Genomic DNA, 25,325 nt, shown 5'->3' with positions numbered 1-25,325 from the left:
CCACGGGTGATCTTCCCCATCGCCTTCACTTCTTTATGAGGTTGATTCGGAGTCAGGTGGAGAGATCAGCATAAGGCTGAACAACTTCTATAGGAATTGCCAAGTGAATACCGTACCTGATGCCACCTATCCTGCTTTAATCAAGCGCGATAAAGCAGCAGCACGTGGGCTTGTACGATATTTTTCCGGTGAACCTTGCTCTCGCGGCCACATTGCAGAGCGACGTGTTGTCGGCAATCGATGCGTGGAATGCCATCGCCTAGCGGCCCGGGCCAACCGAGCTGCAGGTTCAGGGGTCCGTGACACGGCAGGCAAAGCCGTACGACGCATTGCCCCTCATGTCGAAGGATGGCCATCTCTAAACGATCTGAAAGAGCTGTTCACGGTCGAGTCACTTCAGGCTGCGATGGCTGCGGGTCATAAACGGTACTTCACGGGAACCCCGTGCAGCGCTGGACATATTGATCAGCGAAGCACTGCTAATCAAAAGTGTATAGCGTGCGACCGCTACAAAAGCTCGAGCAGTAATCGAAGCCGTGTACTTGAATTGTGGAATATGATCCGTGCTCTACGTCCGCTTCAGGCTTCCCTGCCGGAATGGCCTCGCATCACGCAGGCTGAAGCAGCGAAAAAAGGGTTAAAGCGATTCTATGAAGGCACAATGTGTGCGATCGGCCATGTCGGTCTAAGGTACACAGGCAATGGCGAATGCGTCACCTGCTCACGGACGAGGAATCGCGATCGGTATGCTAACGACCCGCAGTTTCGTCAGCGACGAATAGAGGACGAAGTCGCTCGCAATAGAAGTGAAAAGGTGCGCGCGGTACGGCTCGTCAAGGCCAAAGAATACAACGCCAGGCCATCGGTGCGTTCACGACTTCTGCAGCGGCTGAAAACCGACGCGCCGTTCCGAGTACGTTGGAATATCAGCTCCTTGTTGCGTATGACGTTGAAAAAACACGGCCATAAGAAACGGTCTGGTTTACAAGACATATTAGGGTGTTCAATTGAGGACTTTCGGACGCATATAACCAAACAGTTCCTCGAGGGCATGACCTGGTCCAATTACGGCGAATGGGAGTTCGACCATATCGTTCCGCTGAGCAGCGCGAAAACAAGCGAAGATGTTGTCGCACTTTTTCATCATACGAATATACGCCCGTTGTACCGAGGCGCTAACCGTTCAAAACGCGACAAACGGATTTACTTGATCTAATACCGTTGCAATGCGCAGTCTTCTATATGCTACGCCTGTGCTGTCGCACTTGCGCTTGAATGTCTAGCTGGGCGCACGTTGTCTCGGCGACCGGCAGATTTCGATGCAGCAGACGGTACTACTCGCCGGCATTGTGATGGACTACTTAGGGGGCAAGTCGGCGCATGCCAAACGGTGCTCATGGTTTGCTGGCGGGTTAATGTACGATGGTAGAGACGACATAAGAAGGAATAACATTCCACATGGAAAATCACGAATGTAAACTTATTAGCCCACAAGCCAACGCAGATCAGGTAGATGCGATCATGCGTAGTCGCGCCGCTGGCCACGTCGGTACTCTTTGCGTGACCGGGGATGTCCGCAACCGTATCGACCACCTCGATGGGGATGTGCGTTTTAAATTGATCCGTAATCTTCTGCGCCGCCTTCGTGATCTCGGCGACTGACAGCCACTACGACTGGCGCAGCCTGCACTCGCTAACTTGCTGAGCACAATTTGTCGGCCTTTCGGGCGGATGAGTTGGCGGATGCGGATGAAGAAACCCGCCTGACCATCGTCTCTAGGACATCCTTCGGGTCAGCGGACAGTACCAAGAGGTATCTCCCTCGACGACCGATTCGGCTTACGACCCGCGCAAAAATAATTTTAGCGTTTTCTATGCTCCAAAATTTTTTGAGGGCTGGACCTGTCAAGACACGGGGGCCGGGGGTGGATCTCGGCCTCCCCCCCAGTGGGTGGGGGGCAAATGGACAAAACCTTCTGGTGAATTACCTTTGCAGCTGTTGCCGGCGATTTTCTAGAGACGCGCAAGCAGGAAGAGATCGAGCCTACGAAGAACACGGAGGAGCGGGTGGCAATGGAAAACGCCGCGCGCGCTCTGCTGGAACCCACAGATGACCTTCTGCTTCTATATTGCTGCCACTAGCATCCCAGATCGGCAGAAAAGGAATGTCTTCAGGCTCACCTTTCATATATTCCCATTCGGTGACAGGTAGCCAGTCACCTCCCTCCAGGTACCCTAGCAATTCGCTAAGCCAACCTGCGTAACACCAATCTCGCCCTAAGCCCCGGGCCGCTACTGATGGGAACCGTAGCACGAATTCTTCGGCTAATGCGCGGGCAGTGTCACTTCTGGCATCTTCCCAGAAGACCCCGCCACTACTTATCACCGGAGCCGCCGAAGACATATCCTTCGGAATGACCGCGCCGTTTCTCAGCGAGAAATGCTCGGCAGAGTCGATTGCGAGACGCCAGCCGAGTGGATAATAGTACGGCATGATGCGTAGCAATTGGTAGCCCATTCGATGTAGTTCAGCCACCATGCGGATTCCACGCTGGCCTTGCCGGACCCAAGCTAGGTCTGATTTCATTTCTATTAGTTCCTTATTTCACTGAGACTATAAATGAACTGGTTAGACTCAGTGGTTTTTGTATCGCATCCCCAATCGCGCTGCCTGGCAAACCGCTGGAAATATCGGCTCGACGGTGGGGGCCTCTATGCACATCGCTGCGTGTTCATGCGACATTTTGCTGCTGGCGAGGACGACGAATTCCCCCAATCGCTTTTAGAAGCGTTACCTCGTCATACCGTCACACCTTCGTGCCACTTGGTCTCACGACTGTAAAGAATGTAGCCCGAGAAACGCCGTGGAGCTTCGCCAGTTCGCTCACGCTCTGTTTGTTCGCATATCCGTGCACCTTCGCCTGGCGCTGCTCTAGAGTCGTTTTAGCCGGCGTGCCGAGCGTCTTGCCTTCTGCCTTGGCTCGGGTAAGCCCCGCCTGGATGCGCTCAACGTTCAGATCCCTCTCCATCTTCGCGACAGCGGCCAACATGGCCAGCATGAGCTTGCCAGCGGGCGTGACTGAGACTGTGAACCCTGCTCCAGCGAATGAATAATAAAATCGGTGATGTCGATCTGCTCGATCAGTTAGAAACGGTTAGCCAGGGGAGCGTGAGCACGACTTTTAGAAACGTCAGGCAGCAAAAGCGCCGGCGTCAGCAGGTTTCACGATCCTCAAGACGCTCGCCCTAGAGATGCCGAAGTTACGTGCTAGGGCGCTGATCGAGTCTCCCTTCCCGCCACGGAACTGGCTCACCATAGCCGCGCGCTGTTCCTCGGTTGTGCTGGTCGGACGCCCAAGGGTTTTCCCTTCTGCCCTCGCCCGCGCTAGGCCAGACTGGGTGCGTTCGACCAACAGGTCGCGCTCCATCTCGGCGACAGCGGCAAGCATAGTCAGCATCAACTTGCCGGCGGCACTTGTCAGGTCGAGCTTCCCTAGCTGCAGGACGATGACCTCGATGCGGCGGATTGCCAGTGCCTTGATGGTGGTGCCGACGTCATGGGCATCACGGCCAAGGCGGTCCAGTTTTGTCACCACTAGAGTTTCGCCATCACGGATCTGTCCGAGCATCTTGGCGAACTGCGGGCGCTGTGATGCGCTGACTTTCCCCGAAACACCTTCGTCAGCATGCCAGAATTCAATCGCATATCCGGCCGCTTCGATCTCGCGTCGCTGGTTCTCTGTTGTCTGTTCCTTTGTGCTGACCCGACCATAACCGAAAATTGCCATCGCCCGTCCTTTTGCTGTTCAAGAATGTCTAGAGGTGTTCAATAAGGATGAGCTTATATCTGAACATGTTCAAAAGTCAAATATATATTTTTTGAACATCCGATTTGTTCACTGTGAGCCGGTGTTCACATACGGTTGTATTTCAACAGTCGTACTAAGATAACGATGCGCGTCAACCGGTGGCGGCTTCCGCATTTCTTAAGTACAATAAATGAAAAACGCACACATGGGAAAAAGATGAAAATATCTGTCGAGGGCTACAAGTCGATTGGGAAGAAACGCAGCGTCGAGTTGAAGGGACTGACCATTTTGGCAGGAACCAATAGTTCCGGGAAGTCTAGCTTTATGCAGCCATTGTTGTTAATTAAGCAGACGTTGGATAGCGATTTCGATGGCGGATCGTTGTTGCTTGATGGACCTAATGTCAAATTGTCGGATTCAAGCGAGATTATTTCGAAGGTCCCAGAAATCGAACGGCAGGATTTTGCTATTACTCTTGACGATGATGACGGAGATGAAACTAAGGCTTACTACAAGTTTATTGAGAAGCGCGGAATCCATATTGACGGCATCTACCATAAAAGCGAACAGTTTCCACAGGGGATTCGGGTTCATTATGGATTGAAATCGGAAGACATTGAAAAAATGCTTCCGGACGGAGAATTTCCTTTTCGCGATATGTTCGGCGACGAAAAAAAATTAACGTGGAAAGTTGCAAGAAATCGGTGCTTTCTTGATATAAAGATGGTGAGAAATGGAAAATCTGTTCCGTTTGTCGCTGGCATATCTCCGGCAATTGGCTTGGCAACATTCGCTAGAAAGTTAATCCATGTGCCCGGACTTCGCGGAAACCCAGAGCGCTCATATAAAGCTGCCATCTCTGAAGCTGTTTATCCTGGCTCGTTTGAGAGGTATGTGGCAAGTATCATTCATAATTGGAAAGAGTCAAGAAGAGAGAAGTCGAAATTTATTGCTCTTAGTGAGCAGTTGCGTCATTTGGGCTTGGCATCGTCAGTTGATACGCGCAGTATTAATGACACGAGATTGGAACTTAGAATTTCACGACATGCTGGCTGCAATAACTTGGAGACTGATAATGTTAATATCGCAGATGTCGGTTTCGGTGTTTCTCAAACATTACCTGTTCTTGTTGCCCTACTTGCAGCTAGAAAGAATCAACTTGTTTATGTTGAGCAGCCAGAATTACACTTGCATCCGAGAGCGCAATACAACCTCGGGTCAATAATCGCGTCAGCAGTTTTGGAACGTGGCATTAGAGTGGTAATTGAAACGCATAGTTCGATCCTTATAAGAGCCATACAAATTGAAGTGGCAAAACAAAATCTGCCCGCGTCCTCAGTTTCCCTTAACTGGTTTACCCAGGATAATGAAACTGGGCAGACTGAGATCAACGCAGCAGAGGTTGATAAATATGGTGCATTTGGTGAGTGGCCAGCAGACTTTGATGACGTGACGTTGGCTGTAGAGCAGCTTTACTTGGATGTCGTCGAGAAGGCAATGCAAGATGAAATTTAATCCGTCTCATGCAGTTGTTGACGCTGACATCGCTAGGGCTTGTGGTGTATCCGAGCACCCAGTATCGAAAAGTGCTAGAGAAGTCCTTGTCGGGATCAGAGACTTTAATATTGGTGTCGCATTTTGCCCGGTCCTACTCGATGAATGGAAAAAGCATCGTTCTATGTTTGCAACTAAGTGGCTAGCTAGTATGGTGGCAAAGAAGAAATTTCATCTGATTGCTACAGCGGCGCTATGTGTGAATGAAGTAGAAATAGCTGGACTGACAGAGGCTCAAAAAGAAATAGCGCGGAAAGACGCCCATGTGGTTGATGCAGCGCTTTCTACAGGAAAATTTATTGCGTCAAATGATAAGACTGCCCGAGCAGTATTTGCGATTGTGGCTTCTGGATCTCCTCTCTTTAAAGAATTGACGTGGGTCGTGCCTCTAGAAGATGCAGATGAGCTGCTCTCGGTTTTCGGAAATGGTGGTTACACGCCTAAATCCTGGTTAATGAATGCGGCGTAAACTACTCGCAACTGGGAGCGACATACGTGCTAAGCGTTAGGCAAGCAGGTTGCTTTCCTGATGGCAATCGCGGAACTTTTTTCACTCTGCATGAGTTATTGGACCGCTTAAACTTTATCGTCATGATCTAGTCCGCATTTTTGATGCGGATGGTTCCACATTTTATTTGTTCAGTTGCGGCGAGCATTGAGCCAGGCACGAATATCTTGATAGTGAATACGGGACAGAAAGGCTGCATTTGCAACCATCTTTAGGTGCTTTTTGCGCCATGTGTATGGCTGACGTACCACATCAGCGCAACCTTGCGTGGCACCAATTAAGTGCAACAGCTTTGATCGTGCGATCCGCGCCCGCTCAGTTGCCGTCGCAGCAATATTGCTCCGATATCGTAACTTGTGACAATGCCGGCATGCTAGCTCGCCGGCCCGAAAGTACAACGATTGAAAATTCCCCTCGTGCGTGCGGGGGCACTTTAGGAGGGGCCGTACACGGTCCTGGAGGCACTGAACTGGTACGATATCCGCCACCCACTGCCGACCGCCCAAGAAGACCGCTAGGCGCGTCTCAGCAAGCACAACGACGGTCCGCACATCCCCATCGTCAAGAACAAGCCTAGAGGACCCCGTGGACTTCGCCGCCCGCATCAACTTCGGCAGGTTGACCTCGAAAGCGTTTTCAAGGATAGGCACTCTTGGTGCTTTTGCTTTTTTCATTTGGCCTACCTAAAAGAAAAGCGAACCGGGCACATGCATGCCGGGTTCGCGTTTACAGCAAACCGACCAGATTAATGCTTCGGCTTCTCGGCCGCGATTACGAAGCAACGGCCCTGCAGGCGGATTGCGATGTGCCCGGTCAACGGACCAAACTCATCCTCCAGACGTTCCTTGAACGCACGTGATTCAGTATCGCCCCAATTGTACCCATTGACCGTGTCAAACACGGCTTTGAGCGCTTCGTACAGGTCGAACACGTCGAGCCGGGTGGGCAGGATTGGCGCCATGAAGCGGAACGCGCCGCGCTCGCGCAAGTAGCCGAAACCGAAGTGGGTGACGAACTTCTCGACAATAGCCACTGCTTTTTCACGCGGCACGTCCAGGTAGTCCGCCTTGAGCGGCCAGCGGTGACGTGGCTTCTGCAAGAGCGCCATATTGTGGACCGGAGATTTAATAGGATTCATGTTGATGGGAACTGAAAGTTTGAGTTGATGTAGAGCTATTGTGGCGCCAAGCGATTTATTCGAGTCGTCGTTTTTTCCGCAGGGGTGCAGGTGTTGCAGGGAGCGCTGGGTCTGATCACCACCCTGTGCGTCGCAGATATTCAAGTCAACCTGATTTCACTTCAGGTCAAAACAACCCTGCAGATCCCTGCACTCCCTGCACCTGTGACTGCTTAGGCTTCGCTGATGCTCCACAGTGCCGTCTTCGTACGGTTCAAGCCGACGCGTTTCAGGCTCATGCAGTTGATGATGCGTCCCTCGCGCTTCAGCAACCACTTCCCGAGGCGTCGCGCATCGACACCACTGTAGTCACCGGCAATGTCTTTCAGCAGATCGCCCCACTCCTCGGTCGTGCTCGTGCGCTTGACCAGCTCGGCGACAGTGAACTTTGCGTTTGGTCCGAACGTCATTTTCGCCATCTCGAGCACGGCGACCAACGCCGCAGCTTCAGGGTCATTTGCACTATCGCGCAGCAAGGCGGCCTTGGGATCGACGAAACCAGGAGCGAGGCCCTGCTCGCTCAGCCAGACAATGGTCGAGCGAACCAACTTGTTCCAGTCGTCCATCGAGGCGAGTCCGTCGCACACCTTCGGGAAGCCAGCGGCGACATAGCCCTGGATCAGCGTCAGCGCAGCCGTAATCATCAGCAAACGGTTTTTGAGGCAGTAGCCGAGTGGTTCCAGGTCGAACTGACGTCCGGCGACCTTGGACGCCTCGACCTGTGCATCCAGGCGGCACGTCAAGAAACGGCGATTCAGGTCGCCAACCAGCTGCAGGCCATTCCCGGTCGCCAGCACCAACAAGCGGTGCTCAGCTTCGGCTTCGCGCGACTCGCCGAGGACGCGGCCCTTGATAGCTGGAGCAGTGGTGACAGCGCACAGGCTTGCCGATTCGATGGCGTGCTCCGCGTTGTCGAACAACAGGGTACCGGCGCCAGCCAACGCCGAGCTGAACAGACTCTTAGCCCACTCTTCTTCATGCGTGATCGGTGCGCTTACCGCCGGCGCGGTGCCGTCATACAGGACGCCGATACACTGGGCCAGCAACGTCTTCCCCGTGCCAGGTGCAGTTGCGCTGAATCCGAATCCTGGAGCGGTGCGCAAGCAGCAGCGAACTGCTGCAGTCAGCGCTGCTGCCAAGGCGACGGATTTATCCGCAGCCGAAACGTAAGGAAACTGCTCGAACGGCTTCCACAAGGTTTGCAGTGCATTTTTCAGATCGTGCCGCGAGGGTGCCAAGAGGACGACCGGCCAGGTAACGAATTTCTCGTTTCTGAGCAGCAGACCAGATGGTTCGTCGTAGCCGGGCATTGCGATCAGACGACCATTCGCGTCCATGGTCGGGACATCGCGCACAGCAGTTAGGCGTGGCATACGGGTGTGCGCTGCATTCGCCAGCAAGCCTTGGACTACACCTTGCGGGCATTCGGCAACGACCATTTCCTGCTTTTTGACGTTGTATTGCTCGAAGCGGCACAGGCGATGTACGAAGACTTTCATCCAGGTCGCCACAGCTTGCACGATTTTGCCTTCGTTGCTGACGTACACCATGACGCCCGCGCGTTCGTAGATTTGGCCCGACTTTCTCAGCAGCAGCGCCATCGAATCCACCATGCGCGGCAACTCGCCTGCAGACACTTCGATCAGTGCCGGTGCTCGGTCCAGGCGGTAGTACGTGCCGTGATGCAGATGCGAATACAAGTAAGGGTTACCACCGCTGCGCAAGTTGAGATAGGCGACTCGTTTATCGACCTCGGGCTCCAGCGGGTCCGCAAACCGAGCACCATGCCACTTTTCCGGGTTGTCCATTACGGTGCCTACGGTGACCGACTTGCCGTCGGCCGTTATCAATGGGAAGTCACCCATCAAGGTGCGTTGCATCGTCGCACGTTCGAGCATGAGGCTGATGACAGCTTGGTCAGTATCCAAGCTCAGCTTCTTCAGCCGCTCCGCAATGACTGGCGCGACTTCCGTGATGTATTGCGCTTTTGCGGCTTGTACTTGGGGCGCCATCGCAGCGCGGGCCGCCGATTTGATTTCCTTCAGCTCGTTGGTTTCGGCCTCAGTCAGCTCGTGTACCTCAGCCACATCCAGGATGCCCGCACCCGTGATCTTCCCCTCGTAGGAAGTGCGCACGATGCCATTGTTGAGCACCGGATGTGCTGCGAAGTCGAGACCTTCTGGCTTCCACACAGATGCGTCAACAGGTCCGCGCTCCAACAGCTGGCCGGATTTGCTGACTGCAAAGTAGCCGGAACCGGCGAGCCAGAGGCGCTCGAAGATCAGCTTGCCAATACGTGGGATTTCGCTGGCCTTGCTGACGATCAGGTAGATACGCTGCCCCGTGACGCCCGAGCCATTGATGCCAGACGACGCACTTGCGCGCCAGAGCATTTCCACCTCCAAGAGGGCTGGGCAGCAATTGCGGACGATATGCACCAGTTCCCCCGGCGAGAGCGCTGGCGCACCTTTCGGAGGGTCGTAATCCAGCATCAGAACGCCAGCGTTGTCTCCGAACTGGAAGTTTTGGCGAGTGCGCGTGATTGCCCCCGCTGCCGGATTCGTCACGCTTTGGGCAACGACGTCGCCTTGGTCAAGCATCGGGCGACCGTACGTCACGGCTTGGGTATGCGCCAACGTGTTGAGGATGCCGTCCAGCTCTGCCAGTTTGGGTACGTCGCGAACCTGGTAGCTGCCGTAGACGAGCTTGACAGCGGCCTGTTTGCGAACCATCCCGCTTTCATCGAGGAAAAACGTTTTCGTCAGGTTGCCGTTAGCATTGGTGATCACAGTGACCGCCGCGCCGCACGCGACTGCGGCCTGTACTTGATGCTGGCCGCTCGACATGCGACCCATCACCACAGAGGTTTCATTGTTAGTCAACATGTCGCCTCACTTCGCGGTTTCGGCTGGCGACAAGCGCTTCGGTTCCGCGGGGGCGATGTTGTGGTCGAGGTTGACTTCGAACACGTTCGACAGTTTGATACCGTCGAAGTGGTAGCGGCCGGTGACGGTCACGAACACCACATGGCCAACGAAATTTTCGATCGCAGCGGTCGAGGTAACTGGCATCCCGTCGACTTTAAACACATGGAGCGGCAGCTCGAACATGCCCTTGTAGGTCTTCGTCGAACCAGTGAAGAACCGGATTTCGATAGCAATAATGCTGCCGTGTGCACTTGCAGAGAGGACCACCCCGTACTCGTCGTCTTCGGGCTGAAAGCCGTAAACAGTGCGCAGATATGCCTTGTGCGCATTCCCGCAGGCAGCGGCGTGCTTAGCAACGGTTCGCGGGTTTTTTTCGCACAGGACGACCGGCGTTTCCGCGCCATTGCTGCCCGTATAGTTGAGCGCGATCATACGCGGCCACCTTTGAGCAACTCCTTGATCTGCGCGACGGGCCACGCGAGGCGGCCGTGGATGCGGATCGGACGAAGCGGACCGTCTTCGTAGCACGCCCATTTGCGGAGGGTTTGTGGGCGGCGGCCCAGATGGAAGGCTGCTTCGTTGGTGTTAATTGCGCTACGCATCTCTTCGGCGAGTGCGATGATTTTTGCTTCGGCGTTCATTGTCGTTCCTAAATGTTGATCGGATACTGCGACAACGAAAGCTACGCATGGCAACCAGTCTGGCTGGTTGCGGAAACCAACAAACCTAGCAACCATGCGGGTTACAGGCCGTTTTGTGCAACTGGGCAATGCTACCTATTTCTTGCGGCTCCTCGACCCGAGGGCGTCAAATGGGGATGGTTTGCGCGCGCCAAAGAGGCCCCTTGCCGTGGCGATCTGCTTGCCGATGAACTGGCGCGAAACGCCATATTTTTCTGCAAGGACCGCATGTGTATTCCCTTCAATCAGGCTCTCTTCAAGCAAGCGGCGAAGATCATGTTGATCCCAAGTGTTCGTTTTCTTTGCCTGCGGTGGCGAGGTGGCTTCACCGTTTGTTGGCGAGGCAAGGGGCGACGTGGCTTCAGCCACGATCGCCAAGGGAATGACCGACGACGCAGGATTCTTGGCTAGAATCCCCTGCATCGCTCCCTGTCCGCTTTCCGCCAGTACAAGCGAAGTAAGCGGGTCGGCGCTGTCCACGGTAGCCGTTTGCAAGGCAGCGACCGCTTCGTTTCGCACCAACTCCGCAATCGTATGGCGTGGCACGACCAACGTGGACTTCGCGGTGACCTGTACCGGCTTGGAGAAGAAATATTCGTCCGACTGCCCCATCCATTCCCCCTGATCGGTTTCCCAAAGACCGAGCACACGATGATCGCCTTGGCGGAATGCGACGATGTCATCCCAAGATTGGTACGGCTGGTCTTCCCAGAGCCAGGCCGGTCGATCCGTGACAACCTGAGGTCCAGGGCTATAGGCCAGTTCCTCAATCTCAGCTTGTAGCAGGGTCACGTATCGGGCAGTCATCGAAGGTTCGGCAGTAATGACCAAACGACCGTCAACATATCGCTTCGACACGATCGACGCGTTATATGGTGCGACCGCGTAGATCGGAAGGCGAAGGCGGATTACAGCACGGGTGAATTCCACCTCGGTCCAGGTACGCTTGGTCAGGGTGCTGAGGACTAGGACTGCTTCAACGACTGAACAAACTTCACCAATATGCATCTCGACCTCGCTCGTTTTGGCCCAGCACCCTAGCAGTGGAGACAGGCATCGTCAACTTCATCAAGTAGGGACCGCCCCTGTTCGCCAATTACTGCCCAGGATACGCAGTACGTGGTTTTTTCGACAGGTCACAGTGGTTGCGCCGGGAGCGACGCCCGCCCAGCATTGGCAGCAGCCGACGCTAGGACTGCCAGTGGGTTATATTCCGAACAACAGGCCGGACTGTCGGCGGGAAGCGCACTGGATTAAATCGTGAAGCTGCGCGCCTTTCGGTGACGGTAAACCAGTCAGGCGACTGCATCACATTGAAGCCGCATAACGTCAGACTAAGCCATGGTGGCGCTGGAGTACACAGGGGGTACACGAAACCTAGAACCGAGCAAATGCACGCCGATAATAATGGACATATATTTCTAAGTGCTTGATTTTATTGGCCTGCCCAGCTGGGCTCGAACCAGCGACCCTCAGCTTAGAAGGCTGATGCTCTATCCAACTGAGCTATGGGCAGAGAGAGGCGCCGGCGAATACCGGCGCAGAAATGAAAACGGGCCGTCAAGGACGGCCCGTCTTAATGCTTTGGTCGGAGTACAAGGATTCGAACCTTGGACCCCCTGGTCCCAAACCAGGTGCGCTACCGGGCTGCGCTACACTCCGAATGACTTCATTTTACTCGCCCCAAGCTGCGCCGTCAATGCGGGCTGCGCGGAGCATGGTAGCCATTTCAGGCAACGAGCTTGTCGGCAATGCGGCGCGCCATGCTATCGGCCATTTCCGCGTTCTTCGCTTCGACCATCACGCGGATCAGCGGTTCGGTGCCCGAGGCGCGGATCAGCACGCGGCCGTTGTCGCCCAGTTCGCGCTCGACGGCTTCCTTCTCCGCCACCATGGCCGCGTCCTTCGTCCAGTCGAAGCCGGGCGTGACGCGCTTGTTGATCAGGGTTTGCGGATAGAGCTGCAGTTCGCTGCAGCAGGCTTCCAGCGATTTGCCGCTTCGCTTCAGGGCCGACAGCACCTGCAATGCCGACACGATGCCGTCGCCGGTCGTGTGCTTGTCCAGGGCCAGCAGGTGGCCCGAGCCCTCGCCGCCCAGGATCCAGCCGCGCTCCTGCATGACTTCCAGCACGTAGCGGTCGCCGACCTTGGCGCGGGCAAAGCCGATGCCCAGTTCCTTGAAAGCCACTTCCAGCGCCATGTTGGTCATCAGGGTGCCGACGGCGCCCGCCACCGGGCCGGTGGCCATGCGGTCGCGCACCATCAGGTAGAGCAGTTCGTCGCCGTTGTAGACGCGGCCGTTGGCGTCGACCATGATCAGGCGGTCGGCGTCGCCGTCGAGCGCGATGCCGAGGTCGGCCTTGTTCTCGACGACAGCGGCGGACAGCGCTTTCGGCGCGGTGGCGCCAAAGCCGGCATTGATGTTGAAACCGTCCGGCGAGGCGCCGATCGAGACGACTTCCGCGCCCAGTTCATGGAAGACGTGCGGGGCGATGTTGTAGGCAGCGCCGTGGGCGCTGTCGACGACGATCTTCAGGCCGCGCAGGTCGAGCTCGTTCGGGAAGGTGCTCTTGCAGAATTCGATGTAGCGGCCTTGCGCGTCACGCAGACGGGTGGCGCGACCGAGCTTGTCCGACGGCACGCAATCCATCGGCTGGTCAAGTGCCTCTTCGATAGCCAGTTCGACGCTGTCGGGAAGCTTGGTGCCGTGCGCGGAAAAGAACTTGATGCCGTTGTCCTGGAAGGGATTGTGCGAGGCCGAGATCACGACGCCGGTCTGCAGGCGCAGCGCACGCGTCAGGTAGGCGATCGCCGGCGTCGGCATCGGGCCGGCCAGCATCACGTCCACGCCGGCGGCGGAAAAGCCCGCTTCCAGGGCCGCTTCGAGCATGTAGCCCGAGATGCGGGTGTCCTTGCCGATCAGGACGGTAGGACGGCTGCCGCTGGCGTAATCCTTGACCAGCACCTTGCCGGCGGCGTAGCCGAGACGCATCACGAAATCGGGGGTGATCGGCGCGACGCCGACCTGACCACGAACGCCATCCGTACCAAAATATTTGCGTGCCATGCTTCTTCTCTTTATTGTAAATTGATCAATTAAACAAGCGCCGCGCGCCAGACTTTCAACGCGTCGACCGTCTCTGCCACATCATGTACCCGCAGGATTTTAGCGCCATGCGCCACAGCAGCCAACGCGCCTGCGATGCTACCAGGCAAGCGCCCTTCGACCGGGCGTCCAGTGACGGCCCCGATCATCGATTTACGCGACAGTCCGATCAGCACCGGCAGGTCCAGTTCCTCTTCGATGCGGGCGGTCGCCCGCAGCAAGGCGTAGTTGTGCTCGACCGTCTTGCCGAAGCCCAGGCCGGGATCGAGGCAGATGCGTTCGCGTTCGATTCCCGCGGCAAGCAGCGCGTCGACACGTTCGCGCAGAAAGTCGATGACCTCGCGCACCACGTCCTGGTAGACGGGCTGGGCCTGCATGTCCTGCGGTGTTCCCTGCATGTGCATGATGCACAGGCCGCAGTCGCTGTCCTTGACGGCCTCGATTGCACCCGGCGCGCGGAAGCCGTTGATGTCGTTGATCATGTCGGCGCCGGCGATGATCGCCTCGCGCATCACCTGCGGCTTGCAGGTATCGACCGAGATCGCCCTGCCGATCTCCTGCAGCGCGTACACGGCCGGCATCACACGGCGCAGCTCCTCTTCGACCGGAACACTGGGCGAGCCGGGCCGGGTCGACTCGCCGCCGATGTCGATCAGGTCGACACCGTCGCGCACCATCTCTTCGGCTTTCGAGATGGCGAATTCGAGCGTGCCGTAGCGGCCGCCGTCGGAAAAGGAATCGGGCGTGACGTTGAGGATGCCCATGACGAGCGGTCGCCCTTCCAGCCTGAAGCTGAAGCGGCCGCATTGCAGCAGTTGACGCATAGAGGTTTGGTAAGGGAAGGTCGAGGAAACGCGATGATGGGAAGCAGTGCGTTATGGGAATTGAGCCCGGTATAAAACATAGCCAGGGACATTACCCGTTAACGAGCAAAAGACATCCCGGAGGATGCCTTTTGCTGGAGCATTGCTACACGATCAAGACGCGTTGACGAATCAGGCCGGTGCGGTGGCGTTGGTGGCAACGCCGCCCGAGCCGCTGTCGCCTGGCGGCGTGCGCTTGGTCAGGATGCCGGCCTTGGGCGGACGTGGTTCCTTGCCCGCCATGATGTCGTTGATCTGCTCGGAATCGATGGTTTCCCACTCGAGCAGGGCCTTCGTCATCATTTCGACCTTCTCGCGGTTTTCCTCGAGCAGGCGGCGCGACAGCGCGTACTGGGTGTCGAGGATGGCGCGGATTTCGGCGTCGACCTTTTGCTGGGTCGCTTCCGAGATGGTCTTGGTAGCGCCGCCGAAGAAGCCTTCGTTCTCGCTGTCCTCGTACACCATCACGCCCATGCTTTCCGACATGCCGAAGCGGGTCACCATCGAGCGCGCCAGCTTGGTGGCACGCGAGAAGTCGTTCGACGCGCCGGTCGACATCTGGCCGACGAAAATCTCCTCGGCGATGCGGCCGCCGAACAGGATCGAGATTTCTTCCAGCATCTTGTCCTTGTAGCCGGACAGGTTGTCGTGTTCAGGCAGCTGCCAGGTCAGGCCGAGGGCGAAGCCGCGCGGCATGATCGTGACCTTGTGCACCGGATCCGCCTTCGGCAGCAGTTTGGCGACGACCGCGTGGCCCGACTCGTGGTAAGCCGTGTTGCGGCGCTCTTCCTCGCGCATGACCATCGACTTGCGCTCCGGGCCCATGTAGATCTTGTCCTTGGCGTCCTCGAAGTCGCCCATCTCGACCAGGCGCTTGTTGCGACGCGCCGCGAACAAGGCCGCTTCGTTGACCAGGTTGGCCAGATCCGCACCCGAGAAGCCGGGGGTGCCGCGGGCCAGGATGTCGGCCTTGACGTCGGCGCCGATCGGCACCTTGCGCATGTGCACGTTCAAGATCTGTTCGCGTCCGCGGATGTCGGGCAGGCCCACCATCACCTGGCGGTCGAAACGGCCCGGACGCAGCAGCGCCTTGTCCAGCACGTCGGCGCGGTTGGTAGCGGCGATCACGATCACGCCCGAGGTGGCTTCGAAGCCGTCCATCTCGACCAGCAGCTGGTTCAGCGTCTGTTCGCGTTCGTCGTTGCCGCCGCCCATGCCGGCGCCGCGGTGACGGCCGACTGCATCGATCTCGTCGATGAAGATGATGCAAGGCGAGTGCTTCTTGGCGTTTTCGAACATGTCGCGCACGCGGGACGCGCCCACGCCGACGAACATCTCGACGAAGTCGGAACCGGAGATCGAGAAGAACGGCACCTTCGCTTCGCCGGCGATGGCACGCGCCAGCAGAGTCTTACCGGTACCTGGAGGGCCCACCATCAGCACGCCGCGCGGAATGCGGCCGCCGAGCTTCTGGAACTTGGTCGGGTCTTTCAGGAAGTCGACGATCTCGCTGACTTCTTCTTTCGCTTCGTCGCAACCGGCGACGTCGGCGAAGGTGACGCTGTTGTTCGTTTCATCGAGCATGCGCGCCTTCGACTTGCCGAAGGAGAACGCCCCGCCCTTGCCGCCGCCCTGCATCTGGCGCATGAAGAAGACCCAGACGCCGATCAGGAGCAGCATCGGGAACCAGGAAATGAAGACCTGCTGCAGGAACGATGGCTCTTCCGGCGGCTTCACGTCGAAGCGCACGCCGTTCTCGCGCAGGTCGCCGATCAGGCCGCGGTCGAGCATGGTGGCGGTGGCGCGTACCTTGGTGTCGTCGGTGCGGGTGGCGGTGATGTTCGCGCCTTCGATCACGACGTCCTTGACGCGGCGCGCTTTCACATCGTCGAGCAGCTCGGAATAAGCGATGGTTTTGCTGCCCCCGGCAGGGCTATGGTTGTCGAACTGCTTGAACAGCATGAACAACAGCAGTGCGACCACCACCCAGATGGCAGATTTGGAAAACATATTATTCACGAAAACTCCTCCGATGCGGATCGCACCAATACCGATTTGAGATTGCCGATTCTACTCGCGATTCTACTCGCAACGAGCGGGCCGTGCCACGCACAGGCCGACATGATGCCATATTGCCACCGTTTATACCTCGACAAGCGCGCGAACGGGCCTGGGAGGACGGTAGAGACGGGGCACCACGCGGTCAATGTGCGGCTGCGGCCTCAAATATCAAGGTCCGTATCGGCATTCGACGCCGATTTGGTTTCGACTGGATTCTTCAGACCGCGGCCGAGCAGGAAAATTTCCGATGATTTGTCGCGGCTTGCTTTTGGCTTGATTTGTTTGACGGTCTTGAACTCGGTACGGAACTTCTCGACGATCTGCGTAAAGCCCATGTCCTTAAAACACTTGACCAACAATGCGCCGGGGGGCTTCAAGTGCATTTGAGAAAACTCAATCGCGAGATCGATCAAATGTTCCATGCGCGCCGCGTCGGCCGTCGGAATCCCGGAGAGATTGGGCGCCATATCCGAGAGCACGAGATCGGCCTTGCGGCCTTCGAGCACCTCTGCGAGTTGGGTCAATACAACATCTTCACGGAAGTCGCCCTGGATGTAATGGACGTCCGCAATGGGCTCCATCGGCAGGATGTCGAGGCCGATGATGGTGCCCTTGATTCCCCCGCCCTCTTTCCCGGCGAGCTTACGGCGCGTGTACTGGGCCCAGCTGCCCGGCGTGCAGCCGAGGTCGACAATAACCTGCCCCGGCTTGATGAGTTTTTCCGCTTCGTCGATTTCTTTGAGCTTGTAGGCGGCGCGGGCGCGGAACCCGTCTTTCTGCGCCTGCTTCACGTAGGGGTCGTTAATATGGTCGTGTAACCAGTTTTGGTTGGATTTGTTCTTGGCCATTCGCGTAGAATACTGCTTTTATAGGTACATCAAAGAATTATTATGCTTACACTTACACCCGGCGAACGTAGCGCCTTGCGTGCGGAAGCCCATGGCCTGAAGCCTGTGGTCATGATCGGCGAATCGGGCCTGACCGAATCCGTCATGAAGGAAATCGCCGGCAGCCTCGATGCGCACGGCCTGATCAAGGTGCGCGTCTTCGGCGACGACCGCGAAGCGCGCGTCGCCATGTACGAACAGATCTGCGGCGAACTCGAGGCCGCCCCCGTCCAGCACATCGGCAAGCTTCTCGTCCTCTACCGTCCGAAAGTCGAAGCAGTCAAGGAACGCAGCAGCAAGGCCGGCAAAGGCATGCGCGAAGTCACCATCGTCAAGGCCAGCGCCAGCGGCACCAAGAAGCCGAGCGTCACCAAGGTCATGATCAAGGGGAACGAGCGCGTCACCGCCGGCGGCAACATCAAGCGCGCCAAACCGCGCCAGGCCAGCACCAAGAAGAATGCACTGAACAAGTGATCAAGAAACCGGAGCGATGTCTCCGGTTTTTTTTCGCCCGCATTTTTGCAGGGCCGCGCAGCTCAGCGGCTCTTCACCACCAGCACGGCCGCCAGCACGCCCTCGATCAGATGAAACAGCTGCGAGACGCCATGCATCACGGCGAACTGCGTCCACAGGGGCGAGGCGCGCACGCCCGCCGGGCCCGCCGCTTCGCGCAGCGCCGCCATGGCCGGCTGCAGGCCGACGAACATCACCAGCGCGCAAGCCAGCATCGCCAGCACCAGGCGGTTCAGGTAGCGCTTGCGCACCGGGTCGAGATCCGGCGAGAAGCGCACCAGCACCAGCATCAGCAGCGCGCAGGCGATGCTGATCCAGGCCAGGCGGCGCAGGAAGCTTCCCACGATGTCGCCTGCCAGTGGCCCGCTGACGATGCCGAACACCGCCGGTGCGGCGATATAGCCGAGCACCCACAAGGCGCCCGCCCACAGGGCGGCCAGCAGCATGCGGGCGGCCGGCAGGCGCCGGCTGAGCGCCGTCATCAGACGTAGCGGACTTCGAGGATTTCGTATTCGCGCGGGCCGGACGGCGCCTGCACTTCGACCACGTCGCCGGCGTACTTGCCGATCAGGGCGCGCGCGATCGGCGAGGTGACCGAGACCTTGTTGAGCTTGATGTCGGCTTCGTCGAGGCCGACGATCTGGTAGCTGACCTTCTGGCCCGATTCCAGGTCTTCCAGATCGACGGTGGACGCGAACACGACGCGACCTTCGGCGTCGAGGGTGGCCGGATCGATGATCTGGGCGGCACTCAGTTTGCCTTCGAGTTCGGCGATGCGGCCTTCGACGAAGGCCTGGCGCTCCTTGGCGGCATCGTATTCGGCGTTCTCCGACAGGTCGCCGTGCGAGCGCGCTTCGGCGATGGCGTCGATGACGATGCGGCGTTCCTTGGTCTTGAGCTGGTGCAGTTCGTCCTTCAGGAGCTGCGCGCCAAATTTCGTCAGTGGTACGGTAGTGTTCATAAATCTCTGCTGATTGAATTCGTGGACGTACCAAGTGAAAACCACAGAGGCGCGCGATTTACAACCGCGCGAGCTCTGTGGTTTGACGGGTACCCGCAGTACTACTTATCTGCGCTTAGTTTAGAGTGTTATGCAGGCCTTGTAAATCGTAGACCCGAATCTCGTCCAGGTGACGCATGCCCTGGATCGCCGCTTCGGCGCCGGCGATCGTCGTGTAGGTCACCACGCGCGCCAGCAGGGCCGAGGTACGGATCGTGCGCGAGTCGCTGATCGCGCTGCGCTTTTCCTCGACCGTGTTGATCACCATTTCGATCTCGTGGTTCTTGATCATGTCCACGACGTGCGGACGGCCTTCGATCACCTTGTTCACCGCCAGCACCGGCAGGCCGGCCGCGGCGATGACCGCCGCGGTGCCCTTGGTCGCGGCCAGCGTGAAGCCCATCGCGACCAGGTCGCGCGCCACCTGCACCGCGCGCGGCTTGTCCGAGGCCTTCACCGACAGAAAGACGCGGCCGCCCGTCGGCAGCTTGATACCGGCGCCGATCTGGGACTTCACGAAAGCTTCGCCGAAGGTCTCGCCCACGCCCATCACTTCGCCGGTCGATTTCATCTCGGGACCGAGGATGGTGTCGACGCCCGGGAATTTCACGAACGGGAACACGGCTTCCTTGACGCTGTAGAACGGCGGCGTCACCTCTTTCGTGATGCCCTGCTCGGCCAGCTTCTGGCCCACCATGCAGCGCGCCGCGACTTTCGCCAGCTGGATGCCGGTCGCCTTCGACACGAACGGCACCGTGCGCGAGGCACGCGGGTTCACTTCGAGCACGAACACGGTGTCGATGATCTTGCCCTCGACTTCCTGCTGCTGGATCGCGAACTGCACGTTCATCAGGCCGACCACGTTCAAGCCCTTTGCCATGAGCGCAGTCTGGCGCTTGAGTTCGTCGATGGTTTCGCTCGAGAGCGAATACGGCGGCAGCGAGCAGGCCGAGTCGCCCGAGTGCACGCCGGCCTGTTCGATGTGTTCCATCACGCCGCCGATGAAGGTCGTCTCGCCGTCCGAGATGCAGTCGACGTCGACTTCGATGGCGTCGTTCAGGAAGCGGTCGAGCAGCACCGGCGAATCGTTCGACACCTTCACCGCTTCGCGCATATAGCGTTCGAGGTCGCGCTGCTCGTGGACGATTTCCATTGCGCGGCCGCCCAGCACGTAGGAAGGACGCACGACCAGCGGGTAACCGATCTCCTGGGCCAGCGCCAGGGCTTCCGGTTCGGTGCGCGCGGTGCGGTTCGGCGGCTGGCGCAAACCCAGATCCTGCAGCAGCTTCTGGAAGCGCTCGCGGTCTTCAGCGGCGTCGATCATGTCGGGCGAGGTGCCCACGATCGGCACGCCGTTCGCTTCCAGATCCAGCGCGAGTTTCAGCGGGGTCTGGCCGCCGTACTGCACGATCACGCCGACCGGCTTTTCCAGGTCGACGATTTCGAGCACGTCTTCCAGGGTCAGCGATTCGAAGTAAAGGCGATCCGAAGTATCGTAGTCGGTCGACACGGTCTCCGGGTTGCAGTTGACCATGATGGTCTCGTAGCCGTCTTCGCGCATGGCGAGGGCCGCATGGACGCAGCAGTAGTCGAACTCGATGCCCTGGCCGATGCGGTTCGGACCGCCGCCCAGCACCATGATCTTCTTCTTGTCGGTCGGCGCGGCCTCGCATTCCTCGTCATAGGTCGAGTACATGTAGGCGGTATTCGTCGAGAACTCGGCGGCGCAGGTGTCGACACGCTTGTACACGGGACGGATGCCCAGCGCGTGACGGCGCTCGCGCACCGCGGCCTGCGTGGTGTGCATCAGGAAGGCCATGCGCGCGTCCGAGAAGCCCTTCTGCTTCAACTTGTACAGCGTCGGCTTGTCCAGGCTTTCCAGCTTCTGGTGATCGAGCCACAGCTCGATGTCGACGATTTCCTTGATCTGGATGAGGAACCAGGGATCGATCTTGGTGAGCTGGTGAACTTCTTCCAGCGTGAAGCCCTGGGCGAACGCGTCGCCCACGTACCAGATGCGTTCCGGGCCAGGCTCGCCCAGTTCTTCTTCGATGACTTCGCGGTCGCGCGTCATTTCGTTGAGGCCGTCCACGCCCACTTCCAGGCCGCGCAGCGCCTTCTGGAAGGACTCCTGGAAGGTGCGGCCCATGGCCATCACTTCGCCCACCGATTTCATCTGGGTGGTCAGGTGCTTGTCCGCCGCCGGGAATTTTTCGAAGGCGAAGCGCGGGATCTTGGTGACGACGTAGTCGATCGAAGGTTCGAACGAGGCCGGGGTCGCGCCGCCGGTGATCTCGTTGCGCAGCTCATCAAGAGTAAAACCAACAGCCAGCTTGGCCGCCACTTTCGCGATCGGGAAGCCGGTCGCTTTCGAGGCCAGCGCCGACGAACGCGACACGCGCGGGTTCATCTCGATGACGATCATGCGCCCGTCCTGCGGGTTGATCGCGAACTGCACGTTCGATCCGCCGGTGTCGACGCCGATCTCGCGCAGCACCGCGATCGAGGCGTTGCGCATGATCTGGTATTCCTTGTCCGTCAGCGTCTGCGCCGGCGCGACCGTGATCGAGTCGCCCGTGTGCACGCCCATCGGATCGAGGTTTTCGATCGAGCAGATGATGATGCAGTTGTCGGCCTTGTCGCGCACGACTTCCATCTCGTACTCTTTCCAGCCCAGCAGCGATTCTTCGATCAGCAGCTCGTTGGTCGGCGAAGCTTCCAGGCCGCGCTTGCAGATGGTCTCGAATTCTTCTTCGTTGTAGGCGATGCCGCCGCCGGTGCCGCCCATCGTGAAGGACGGACGGATGATGGTCGGGAAGCCCAGCTCGCGCTGCACGGCGCGCGCCTCGTCCATCGAGTGCGCCACGCCCGAGCGTGCCGAACCGAGGCCGATCTTGGTCATCGCATCCTTGAACTTGGAGCGGTCCTCGGCCTTGTCGATCGCTTCCGGCGAGGCGCCGATCAGCTCGACCTTGTACTTGTCGAGGATGCCGTGGCGGTGCAGGTCGAGCGCGCAGTTCAGCGCGGTCTGGCCGCCCATGGTCGGCAGGATCGCGTCCGGGCGCTCCTTGTCGATGATGCGCTCGACGACTTTCCAGGTGATCGGCTCGATATAGGTGACGTCCGCCATTTCCGGGTCGGTCATGATGGTCGCCGGATTGCTGTTGACGAGGATGACCTTGTAGCCTTCGTCGCGCAGGGCTTTACACGCCTGCGCACCGGAGTAATCGAATTCGGCCGCCTGGCCGATGATGATCGGGCCGGCGCCGATGATCAGGATGCTTTTGATATCACTACGCTTAGGCATTTATTTCTTCTCCTGGGCTTGCATCAGGCCGATGAAGCGGTCAAACAGATAGGCGACGTCGGTCGGGCCGGGCGAGGCTTCCGGGTGGCCCTGGAAGCAGAAGGCCGGCTTGTCGGTGCGGGCGAAGCCTTGCAGCGAACCGTCGAACAGCGAGACGTGGGTGACGCGGCAGTTCTCGGGCAGCGTCTCCGGGTCGACCGCGAAGCCGTGGTTCTGCGAGGTGATCAAGACCTTCTTCGAATCGAGATCCTGCACCGGGTGGTTGGCGCCGTGGTGGCCGAACTTCATCTTCAGCGTCTTCGCGCCCGAAGCCAATGCCATGATCTGGTGGCCGAGGCAGATGCCGAAGGTCGGGATGCCCTGCTCGATCAGCTCGGCCGTGGCCTTGATCGCGTAGTCGCACGGTTCCGGGTCGCCCGGGCCGTTGGCCAGGAAGATGCCGTCCGGGTTCAGCGCGAGCGCGTCCTGGGCCGTCGATTGGGCCGGCAGCACGGTGACCTTGCAGCCGCGTTCGGCCAGCATGCGCAGGATGTTGCGCTTGACGCCGTAGTCGAAGGCGACGACGTGGTACTGGGGATTGTCCTGCTTGCCGAAGCCCTGGCCGAGCTTCCACTCGGTCTCGGTGAAGACGTAGGGCTCCTTCACCGACACGACCTTGGCCAGATCCATGCCCGCCAGGCCCGGGAAGGAGCGCGCCAGCTCCAGCGCCTGCGCCTCCGATGGCTGGTTGCCTTGCGTACCGGTCAGGATGGCGCCGCCCTGGGCGCCCTTTTCGCGCAGCAGGCGGGTCAGCTTGCGGGTATCGATGCCGGAAATGGCGACGACGTTCTCGGCCTTGAGGTAGTCCGACAGCGATTGGGTGGAGCGGAAGTTCGATGCCAGCAGCGGCAGGTCGCGGATGATCAGGCCTGCGGCGTGGACTTTGGTCGCTTCGACGTCGGCGCCGTTGACGCCGTAGTTGCCGATGTGCGGGTACGTCAGGGTGACGATCTGACGCGAGTAGCTGGGGTCGGTCAGGATTTCCTGGTAGCCGGTAATGGCGGTGTTGAACACCACTTCACCGGTCGTGTGGCCGGCGGCACCAATGGAAACACCTCGAAAGATCGTTCCGTCTGCGAGGGCCAGGATGGCCGGGACGGCAGGGCCAGAAAAAAATGGCGGCAAGGGTAACTCCCAATAAAGTTACCGTAGCTGCGCCACGTCAGACCGGCATCCAAAACCTGCGGACGCGTTAAGCGTTCATAGGGTGGAAGTCGCTTTTGAATGAGGAATGGAGGGTAGGCGCTACGGCAAGTAAGTGAATGGCTAAACCTCTCAATTATAGCGCGGATTCAGCTATGCGGCAATGCACCATCGGGGCGATGCGGCCAATTTACCTTACCGATGAGCTGTATTGCCCGCACCTGGATCGCGGCGGCGCCGAACATCATACGACGGTTGAACGCGTGGACGGCGCACGCACCGGAGGCCTTCTGGCCGCCGGCGACGCCGTCCACCCGCCGCGCTACACGCCCAACGCGGCAATTCCCGCCTTGGCGATCTGCGCATCCTCGTTCGACTTCACGCCCGACACGCCGACCGCGCCGATCACGTGGCCGTCGACGATCACGGGCACGCCGCCCTCGAGCATGCCTTCGATCGTCGGCGCCGACAGGAAGGACACGCGCCCGCCGTTGATCACGTCTTCATACACCTTCGATTCGCGCCGGCCCAGCGCGGCGGTATGGGCCTTGGCCGGGGCGATGTGCGCCGACACCGGCGGCGCGCCGTCCAGGCGCTGCAGCCACAGCAGGTGGCCGCCGTCGTCGACGATGGCGAAGGTCACCGCCCAGTTGTTGGCGAGCGCTTCGGCTTCGGCGCCGGCGGCGATCTTCTTGACGTCTTTCAGGGTCAGCATCGGTTTGGTTTTCATGGAGTCTCCGTTGGTTGTTATGGTCGTTGCTTGGCCGCGAGCTTCGCTTTAATCTGCGGCATGACGGCGGCCGCGGCCTGCTCGCCGGCGAGGATCGCCAGGTTGCGGCCGTTGAAATCGGCGCTGCCCATCTTGCCCAGCGCAGGCGTGATGACGACGTCGGCTTCCTTCAGCTCGAAATGGTTCAGGCGCTGGCCCATGATGCTGAAGGTCTGCATCAGCACGTCGAGCGAGCTGACGGTGGCTTGGGTGTCGGCCTGGGTCGAGATATTGACCGCGATGACGAAGTCGGCGCCCATCTTCTCGCGCGTGAATTTCACCGGAACCGGCGCCACCAGGCCGCCGTCGACATAGGTCTTGTTGCCGATCTTGACCGGCTGGAAGACGCTCGGCACGGCCGACGAAGCGCGCACGGCCATGCCGGTATTGCCCTTGTCGAACATGACGGCTTCGCCCGTCTTGAGGTCGGTGACGACGGCGCCGAAGCGCTTCGGCAGCTTTTCCATCGGCCGGTTGCCGACCGCCTTGTTGACGTAGTTCTGCAGCGCCTCGCCTTTCAAGAGGCCCGGGCTGCTGGAAAACAGCGGCATGGCCCAGTCCGAGATCGTGGCTTCGTCCATGTCCATCGCGATCTTCTGCAGCGCGAAGCCGGTGTAGCCCGCCGCGTAGAGCGCGCCGACCACCGAGCCGGCGCTGGTGCCGACCACGATCTCGGCATGGATGCCTTGCGCCTCGAGCGCCTTGATCACGCCGATATGGGCGAAGCCGCGCGCGGCGCCGCCGCCGAGGGCAAGGCCGATCTTGATTTTCTTGGGCGGCGCGGGCGGGGCCTGCACCGCGACGGGAGCGGGCGGCGGCGGCGGAGTGCTGCCGCAGGCGGTCAGCAGCAAGGCGCCGAGGGCGATGAGGGAGGTACGTCGAGCGAGCATATGCGGGGGGGGGGCGAGAAGGACAATTCTCGATTGTACCGCGCAATGTCGGGCTTGTAGGGTGGGCATGCCCACGCGTTCATGCATGTGCA

Annotated in this window: 23 protein-coding genes and 2 tRNA genes; 5 read left to right on the top strand and 20 right to left on the bottom strand. The window is 59.0% G+C overall.

Annotated elements, in window-relative coordinates; translation table 11 throughout:
- Nucleotides 1–103: 103 nt before the first annotated feature.
- Nucleotides 104–1,216, top strand: a complete 1,113-nt coding sequence (locus ASF77_RS24670) for a hypothetical protein (RefSeq protein ID WP_200934175.1) — start codon at nt 104–106, stop codon at nt 1,214–1,216.
- 242 nt (nt 1,217–1,458) lie between these two features.
- Nucleotides 1,459–1,662, top strand: coding sequence for a hypothetical protein (locus ASF77_RS24325; RefSeq protein ID WP_156648881.1), 204 nt, complete (start codon nt 1,459–1,461; stop codon nt 1,660–1,662).
- 382 nt (nt 1,663–2,044) lie between these two features.
- On the opposite strand, the gene ASF77_RS24320 is transcribed toward ASF77_RS24325, so the two are convergent.
- The 3 genes from ASF77_RS24320 to ASF77_RS13250 all read right to left on the bottom strand — a co-directional run bounded on the left by ASF77_RS24320 (nt 2,045) and on the right by ASF77_RS13250 (nt 3,788).
- Nucleotides 2,045–2,587 (bottom strand): hypothetical protein, encoded by a 543-nt coding sequence (locus ASF77_RS24320; protein WP_156648880.1) that lies wholly within the window; start codon nt 2,585–2,587, stop codon nt 2,045–2,047.
- Between the two features lie 220 nt (nt 2,588–2,807).
- Nucleotides 2,808–3,059 (bottom strand): recombinase family protein, encoded by a 252-nt coding sequence (locus tag ASF77_RS13255; protein ID WP_056339921.1) that lies wholly within the window; start codon nt 3,057–3,059, stop codon nt 2,808–2,810.
- 132 nt (nt 3,060–3,191) lie between these two features.
- The gene (locus ASF77_RS13250) at nt 3,192–3,788 is read right to left on the bottom strand and encodes a recombinase family protein (RefSeq protein ID WP_056339918.1); all 597 of its coding nucleotides are present in this window, start codon (nt 3,786–3,788) and stop codon (nt 3,192–3,194) included.
- 237 nt (nt 3,789–4,025) lie between these two features.
- Between ASF77_RS13250 and ASF77_RS23675 the strand changes: the two genes are divergently transcribed.
- Both ASF77_RS23675 and ASF77_RS24315 read left to right on the top strand, forming a co-directional pair.
- Nucleotides 4,026–5,324, top strand: a complete 1,299-nt coding sequence (locus tag ASF77_RS23675; RefSeq protein ID WP_162244853.1) for an AAA family ATPase — start codon at nt 4,026–4,028, stop codon at nt 5,322–5,324.
- The gene (locus ASF77_RS24315; protein WP_156648879.1) at nt 5,314–5,832 is read left to right on the top strand and encodes a hypothetical protein; all 519 of its coding nucleotides are present in this window, start codon (nt 5,314–5,316) and stop codon (nt 5,830–5,832) included. The genes ASF77_RS23675 and ASF77_RS24315 overlap by 11 nt, the downstream gene beginning before the upstream one ends.
- Nucleotides 5,833–6,616: 784 nt before the next feature.
- Here the strand turns inward: ASF77_RS24315 and ASF77_RS13245 are convergent.
- The 11 genes from ASF77_RS13245 to ASF77_RS13195 form a co-directional block, all read right to left on the bottom strand.
- Nucleotides 6,617–7,153: a hypothetical protein gene (locus ASF77_RS13245; RefSeq protein ID WP_156648878.1), complete on the bottom strand. Its 537-nt coding sequence runs from the start codon at nt 7,151–7,153 to the stop codon at nt 6,617–6,619.
- 68 nt (nt 7,154–7,221) lie between these two features.
- Complete coding sequence (locus ASF77_RS13240) at nt 7,222–9,933, bottom strand: hypothetical protein (RefSeq protein WP_056339911.1); 2,712 nt, start codon at nt 9,931–9,933, stop codon at nt 7,222–7,224.
- A gap of 6 nt (nt 9,934–9,939) precedes the next feature.
- Nucleotides 9,940–10,407, bottom strand: a complete 468-nt coding sequence (locus ASF77_RS13235; RefSeq protein WP_056339908.1) for a hypothetical protein — start codon at nt 10,405–10,407, stop codon at nt 9,940–9,942.
- Entirely contained in the window at nt 10,404–10,616 is a 213-nt protein-coding gene (locus ASF77_RS13230; RefSeq protein WP_056339906.1) for a hypothetical protein, read from the bottom strand. Before ASF77_RS13230 ends, ASF77_RS13235 begins: the two co-directional genes overlap by 4 nt.
- Nucleotides 10,617–10,751: 135 nt before the next feature.
- The gene (locus tag ASF77_RS13225; RefSeq protein WP_056339903.1) at nt 10,752–11,663 is read right to left on the bottom strand and encodes a hypothetical protein; all 912 of its coding nucleotides are present in this window, start codon (nt 11,661–11,663) and stop codon (nt 10,752–10,754) included.
- 431 nt (nt 11,664–12,094) lie between these two features.
- Nucleotides 12,095–12,171 (bottom strand) — tRNA-Arg (locus ASF77_RS13220).
- A gap of 69 nt (nt 12,172–12,240) precedes the next feature.
- Nucleotides 12,241–12,317 (bottom strand) — tRNA-Pro (locus ASF77_RS13215).
- Nucleotides 12,318–12,384: 67 nt separating this feature from the next.
- A complete protein-coding gene (gene glmM, locus ASF77_RS13210; protein ID WP_056339900.1) occupies nt 12,385–13,722 on the bottom strand; it encodes a phosphoglucosamine mutase in 1,338 nt (445 codons plus the stop codon).
- Nucleotides 13,723–13,751: 29 nt separating this feature from the next.
- Nucleotides 13,752–14,585, bottom strand: a complete 834-nt coding sequence (folP, locus tag ASF77_RS13205) for a dihydropteroate synthase (RefSeq protein WP_056339897.1) — start codon at nt 14,583–14,585, stop codon at nt 13,752–13,754.
- A 171-nt stretch (nt 14,586–14,756) separates the two neighbouring features.
- Nucleotides 14,757–16,643, bottom strand: a complete 1,887-nt coding sequence (gene ftsH / locus ASF77_RS13200) for an ATP-dependent zinc metalloprotease FtsH (protein WP_056339894.1) — start codon at nt 16,641–16,643, stop codon at nt 14,757–14,759.
- Nucleotides 16,644–16,846: 203 nt separating this feature from the next.
- Nucleotides 16,847–17,533 (bottom strand): RlmE family RNA methyltransferase, encoded by a 687-nt coding sequence (locus tag ASF77_RS13195; protein ID WP_056339890.1) that lies wholly within the window; start codon nt 17,531–17,533, stop codon nt 16,847–16,849.
- 42 nt (nt 17,534–17,575) lie between these two features.
- Here ASF77_RS13195 and yhbY point away from each other — a divergent pair, with 42 nt between their 5' ends.
- Nucleotides 17,576–18,046 carry a ribosome assembly RNA-binding protein YhbY gene (yhbY, locus tag ASF77_RS13190; protein ID WP_056339887.1) on the top strand — a complete coding sequence of 157 codons (471 nt, stop codon included), beginning with the start codon at nt 17,576–17,578 and terminating at the stop codon, nt 18,044–18,046.
- Between the two features lie 62 nt (nt 18,047–18,108).
- Here the strand turns inward: yhbY and ASF77_RS13185 are convergent, their stop codons facing one another.
- The 6 genes from ASF77_RS13185 to ASF77_RS13160 form a co-directional block, all read right to left on the bottom strand.
- Nucleotides 18,109–18,567 carry a DUF4149 domain-containing protein gene (locus ASF77_RS13185; RefSeq protein ID WP_056339884.1) on the bottom strand — a complete coding sequence of 153 codons (459 nt, stop codon included), beginning with the start codon at nt 18,565–18,567 and terminating at the stop codon, nt 18,109–18,111.
- Entirely contained in the window at nt 18,567–19,046 is a 480-nt protein-coding gene (gene greA, locus ASF77_RS13180) for a transcription elongation factor GreA (protein ID WP_056339881.1), read from the bottom strand. The genes ASF77_RS13185 and greA overlap by 1 nt, the downstream gene beginning before the upstream one ends.
- 115 nt (nt 19,047–19,161) lie before the next feature.
- On the bottom strand, nt 19,162–22,392 hold the full coding sequence (gene carB / locus ASF77_RS13175) for a carbamoyl-phosphate synthase large subunit (protein ID WP_056339877.1): 3,231 nt from the start codon (nt 22,390–22,392) through the stop codon (nt 19,162–19,164).
- On the bottom strand, nt 22,393–23,556 hold the full coding sequence (carA, locus tag ASF77_RS13170; RefSeq protein WP_082493753.1) for a glutamine-hydrolyzing carbamoyl-phosphate synthase small subunit: 1,164 nt from the start codon (nt 23,554–23,556) through the stop codon (nt 22,393–22,395).
- A gap of 340 nt (nt 23,557–23,896) precedes the next feature.
- Nucleotides 23,897–24,304: a heme-binding protein gene (locus ASF77_RS13165; protein WP_056339874.1), complete on the bottom strand. Its 408-nt coding sequence runs from the start codon at nt 24,302–24,304 to the stop codon at nt 23,897–23,899.
- A 17-nt stretch (nt 24,305–24,321) separates the two neighbouring features.
- Nucleotides 24,322–25,233, bottom strand: a complete 912-nt coding sequence (locus ASF77_RS13160; protein ID WP_056339871.1) for a patatin-like phospholipase family protein — start codon at nt 25,231–25,233, stop codon at nt 24,322–24,324.
- Nucleotides 25,234–25,325: the final 92 nt, after the last annotated feature.

The organism is Massilia sp. Leaf139 (assembly GCF_001424165.1).
Taxonomy (GTDB): domain Bacteria; phylum Pseudomonadota; class Gammaproteobacteria; order Burkholderiales; family Burkholderiaceae_D; genus Telluria.
Note: the sequence above shows the minus strand (reverse complement) of the source record. Positions and strands in the feature narration are given on the sequence as shown.

Bases quoted from the DNA above. Each gene is read 5' to 3' on its own strand.
- ASF77_RS13225 (WP_056339903.1), bottom strand. From the start codon at position 11,663: ATGCATATTGGTGAAGTTTGTTCAGTCGTTGAAGCAGTCCTAGTCCTC.
- ASF77_RS13160 (WP_056339871.1), bottom strand. From the start codon at position 25,233: ATGCTCGCTCGACGTACCTCCCTCATCGCCCTCGGCGCCTTGCTGCTG.
- ASF77_RS13250 (WP_056339918.1), bottom strand. From the start codon at position 3,788: ATGGCAATTTTCGGTTATGGTCGGGTCAGCACAAAGGAACAGACAACA.
- greA (WP_056339881.1), bottom strand. From the start codon at position 19,046: ATGAACACTACCGTACCACTGACGAAATTTGGCGCGCAGCTCCTGAAG.
- ASF77_RS24325 (WP_156648881.1), top strand. From the start codon at position 1,459: ATGGAAAATCACGAATGTAAACTTATTAGCCCACAAGCCAACGCAGAT.
- ASF77_RS23675 (WP_162244853.1), top strand. From the start codon at position 4,026: ATGAAAATATCTGTCGAGGGCTACAAGTCGATTGGGAAGAAACGCAGC.
- ASF77_RS24315 (WP_156648879.1), top strand. From the start codon at position 5,314: ATGAAATTTAATCCGTCTCATGCAGTTGTTGACGCTGACATCGCTAGG.
- ASF77_RS13230 (WP_056339906.1), bottom strand. From the start codon at position 10,616: ATGAACGCCGAAGCAAAAATCATCGCACTCGCCGAAGAGATGCGTAGC.
- ASF77_RS13235 (WP_056339908.1), bottom strand. From the start codon at position 10,407: ATGATCGCGCTCAACTATACGGGCAGCAATGGCGCGGAAACGCCGGTC.
- ASF77_RS13185 (WP_056339884.1), bottom strand. From the start codon at position 18,567: ATGACGGCGCTCAGCCGGCGCCTGCCGGCCGCCCGCATGCTGCTGGCC.
- ASF77_RS13240 (WP_056339911.1), bottom strand. From the start codon at position 9,933: ATGTTGACTAACAATGAAACCTCTGTGGTGATGGGTCGCATGTCGAGC.
- yhbY (WP_056339887.1), top strand. From the start codon at position 17,576: ATGCTTACACTTACACCCGGCGAACGTAGCGCCTTGCGTGCGGAAGCC.
- ASF77_RS13165 (WP_056339874.1), bottom strand. From the start codon at position 24,304: ATGAAAACCAAACCGATGCTGACCCTGAAAGACGTCAAGAAGATCGCC.
- ASF77_RS24320 (WP_156648880.1), bottom strand. From the start codon at position 2,587: ATGAAATCAGACCTAGCTTGGGTCCGGCAAGGCCAGCGTGGAATCCGC.
- carB (WP_056339877.1), bottom strand. From the start codon at position 22,392: ATGCCTAAGCGTAGTGATATCAAAAGCATCCTGATCATCGGCGCCGGC.
- ASF77_RS13195 (WP_056339890.1), bottom strand. From the start codon at position 17,533: ATGGCCAAGAACAAATCCAACCAAAACTGGTTACACGACCATATTAAC.
- glmM (WP_056339900.1), bottom strand. From the start codon at position 13,722: ATGGCACGCAAATATTTTGGTACGGATGGCGTTCGTGGTCAGGTCGGC.
- folP (WP_056339897.1), bottom strand. From the start codon at position 14,585: ATGCGTCAACTGCTGCAATGCGGCCGCTTCAGCTTCAGGCTGGAAGGG.
- ASF77_RS13255 (WP_056339921.1), bottom strand. From the start codon at position 3,059: ATGCTGGCCATGTTGGCCGCTGTCGCGAAGATGGAGAGGGATCTGAAC.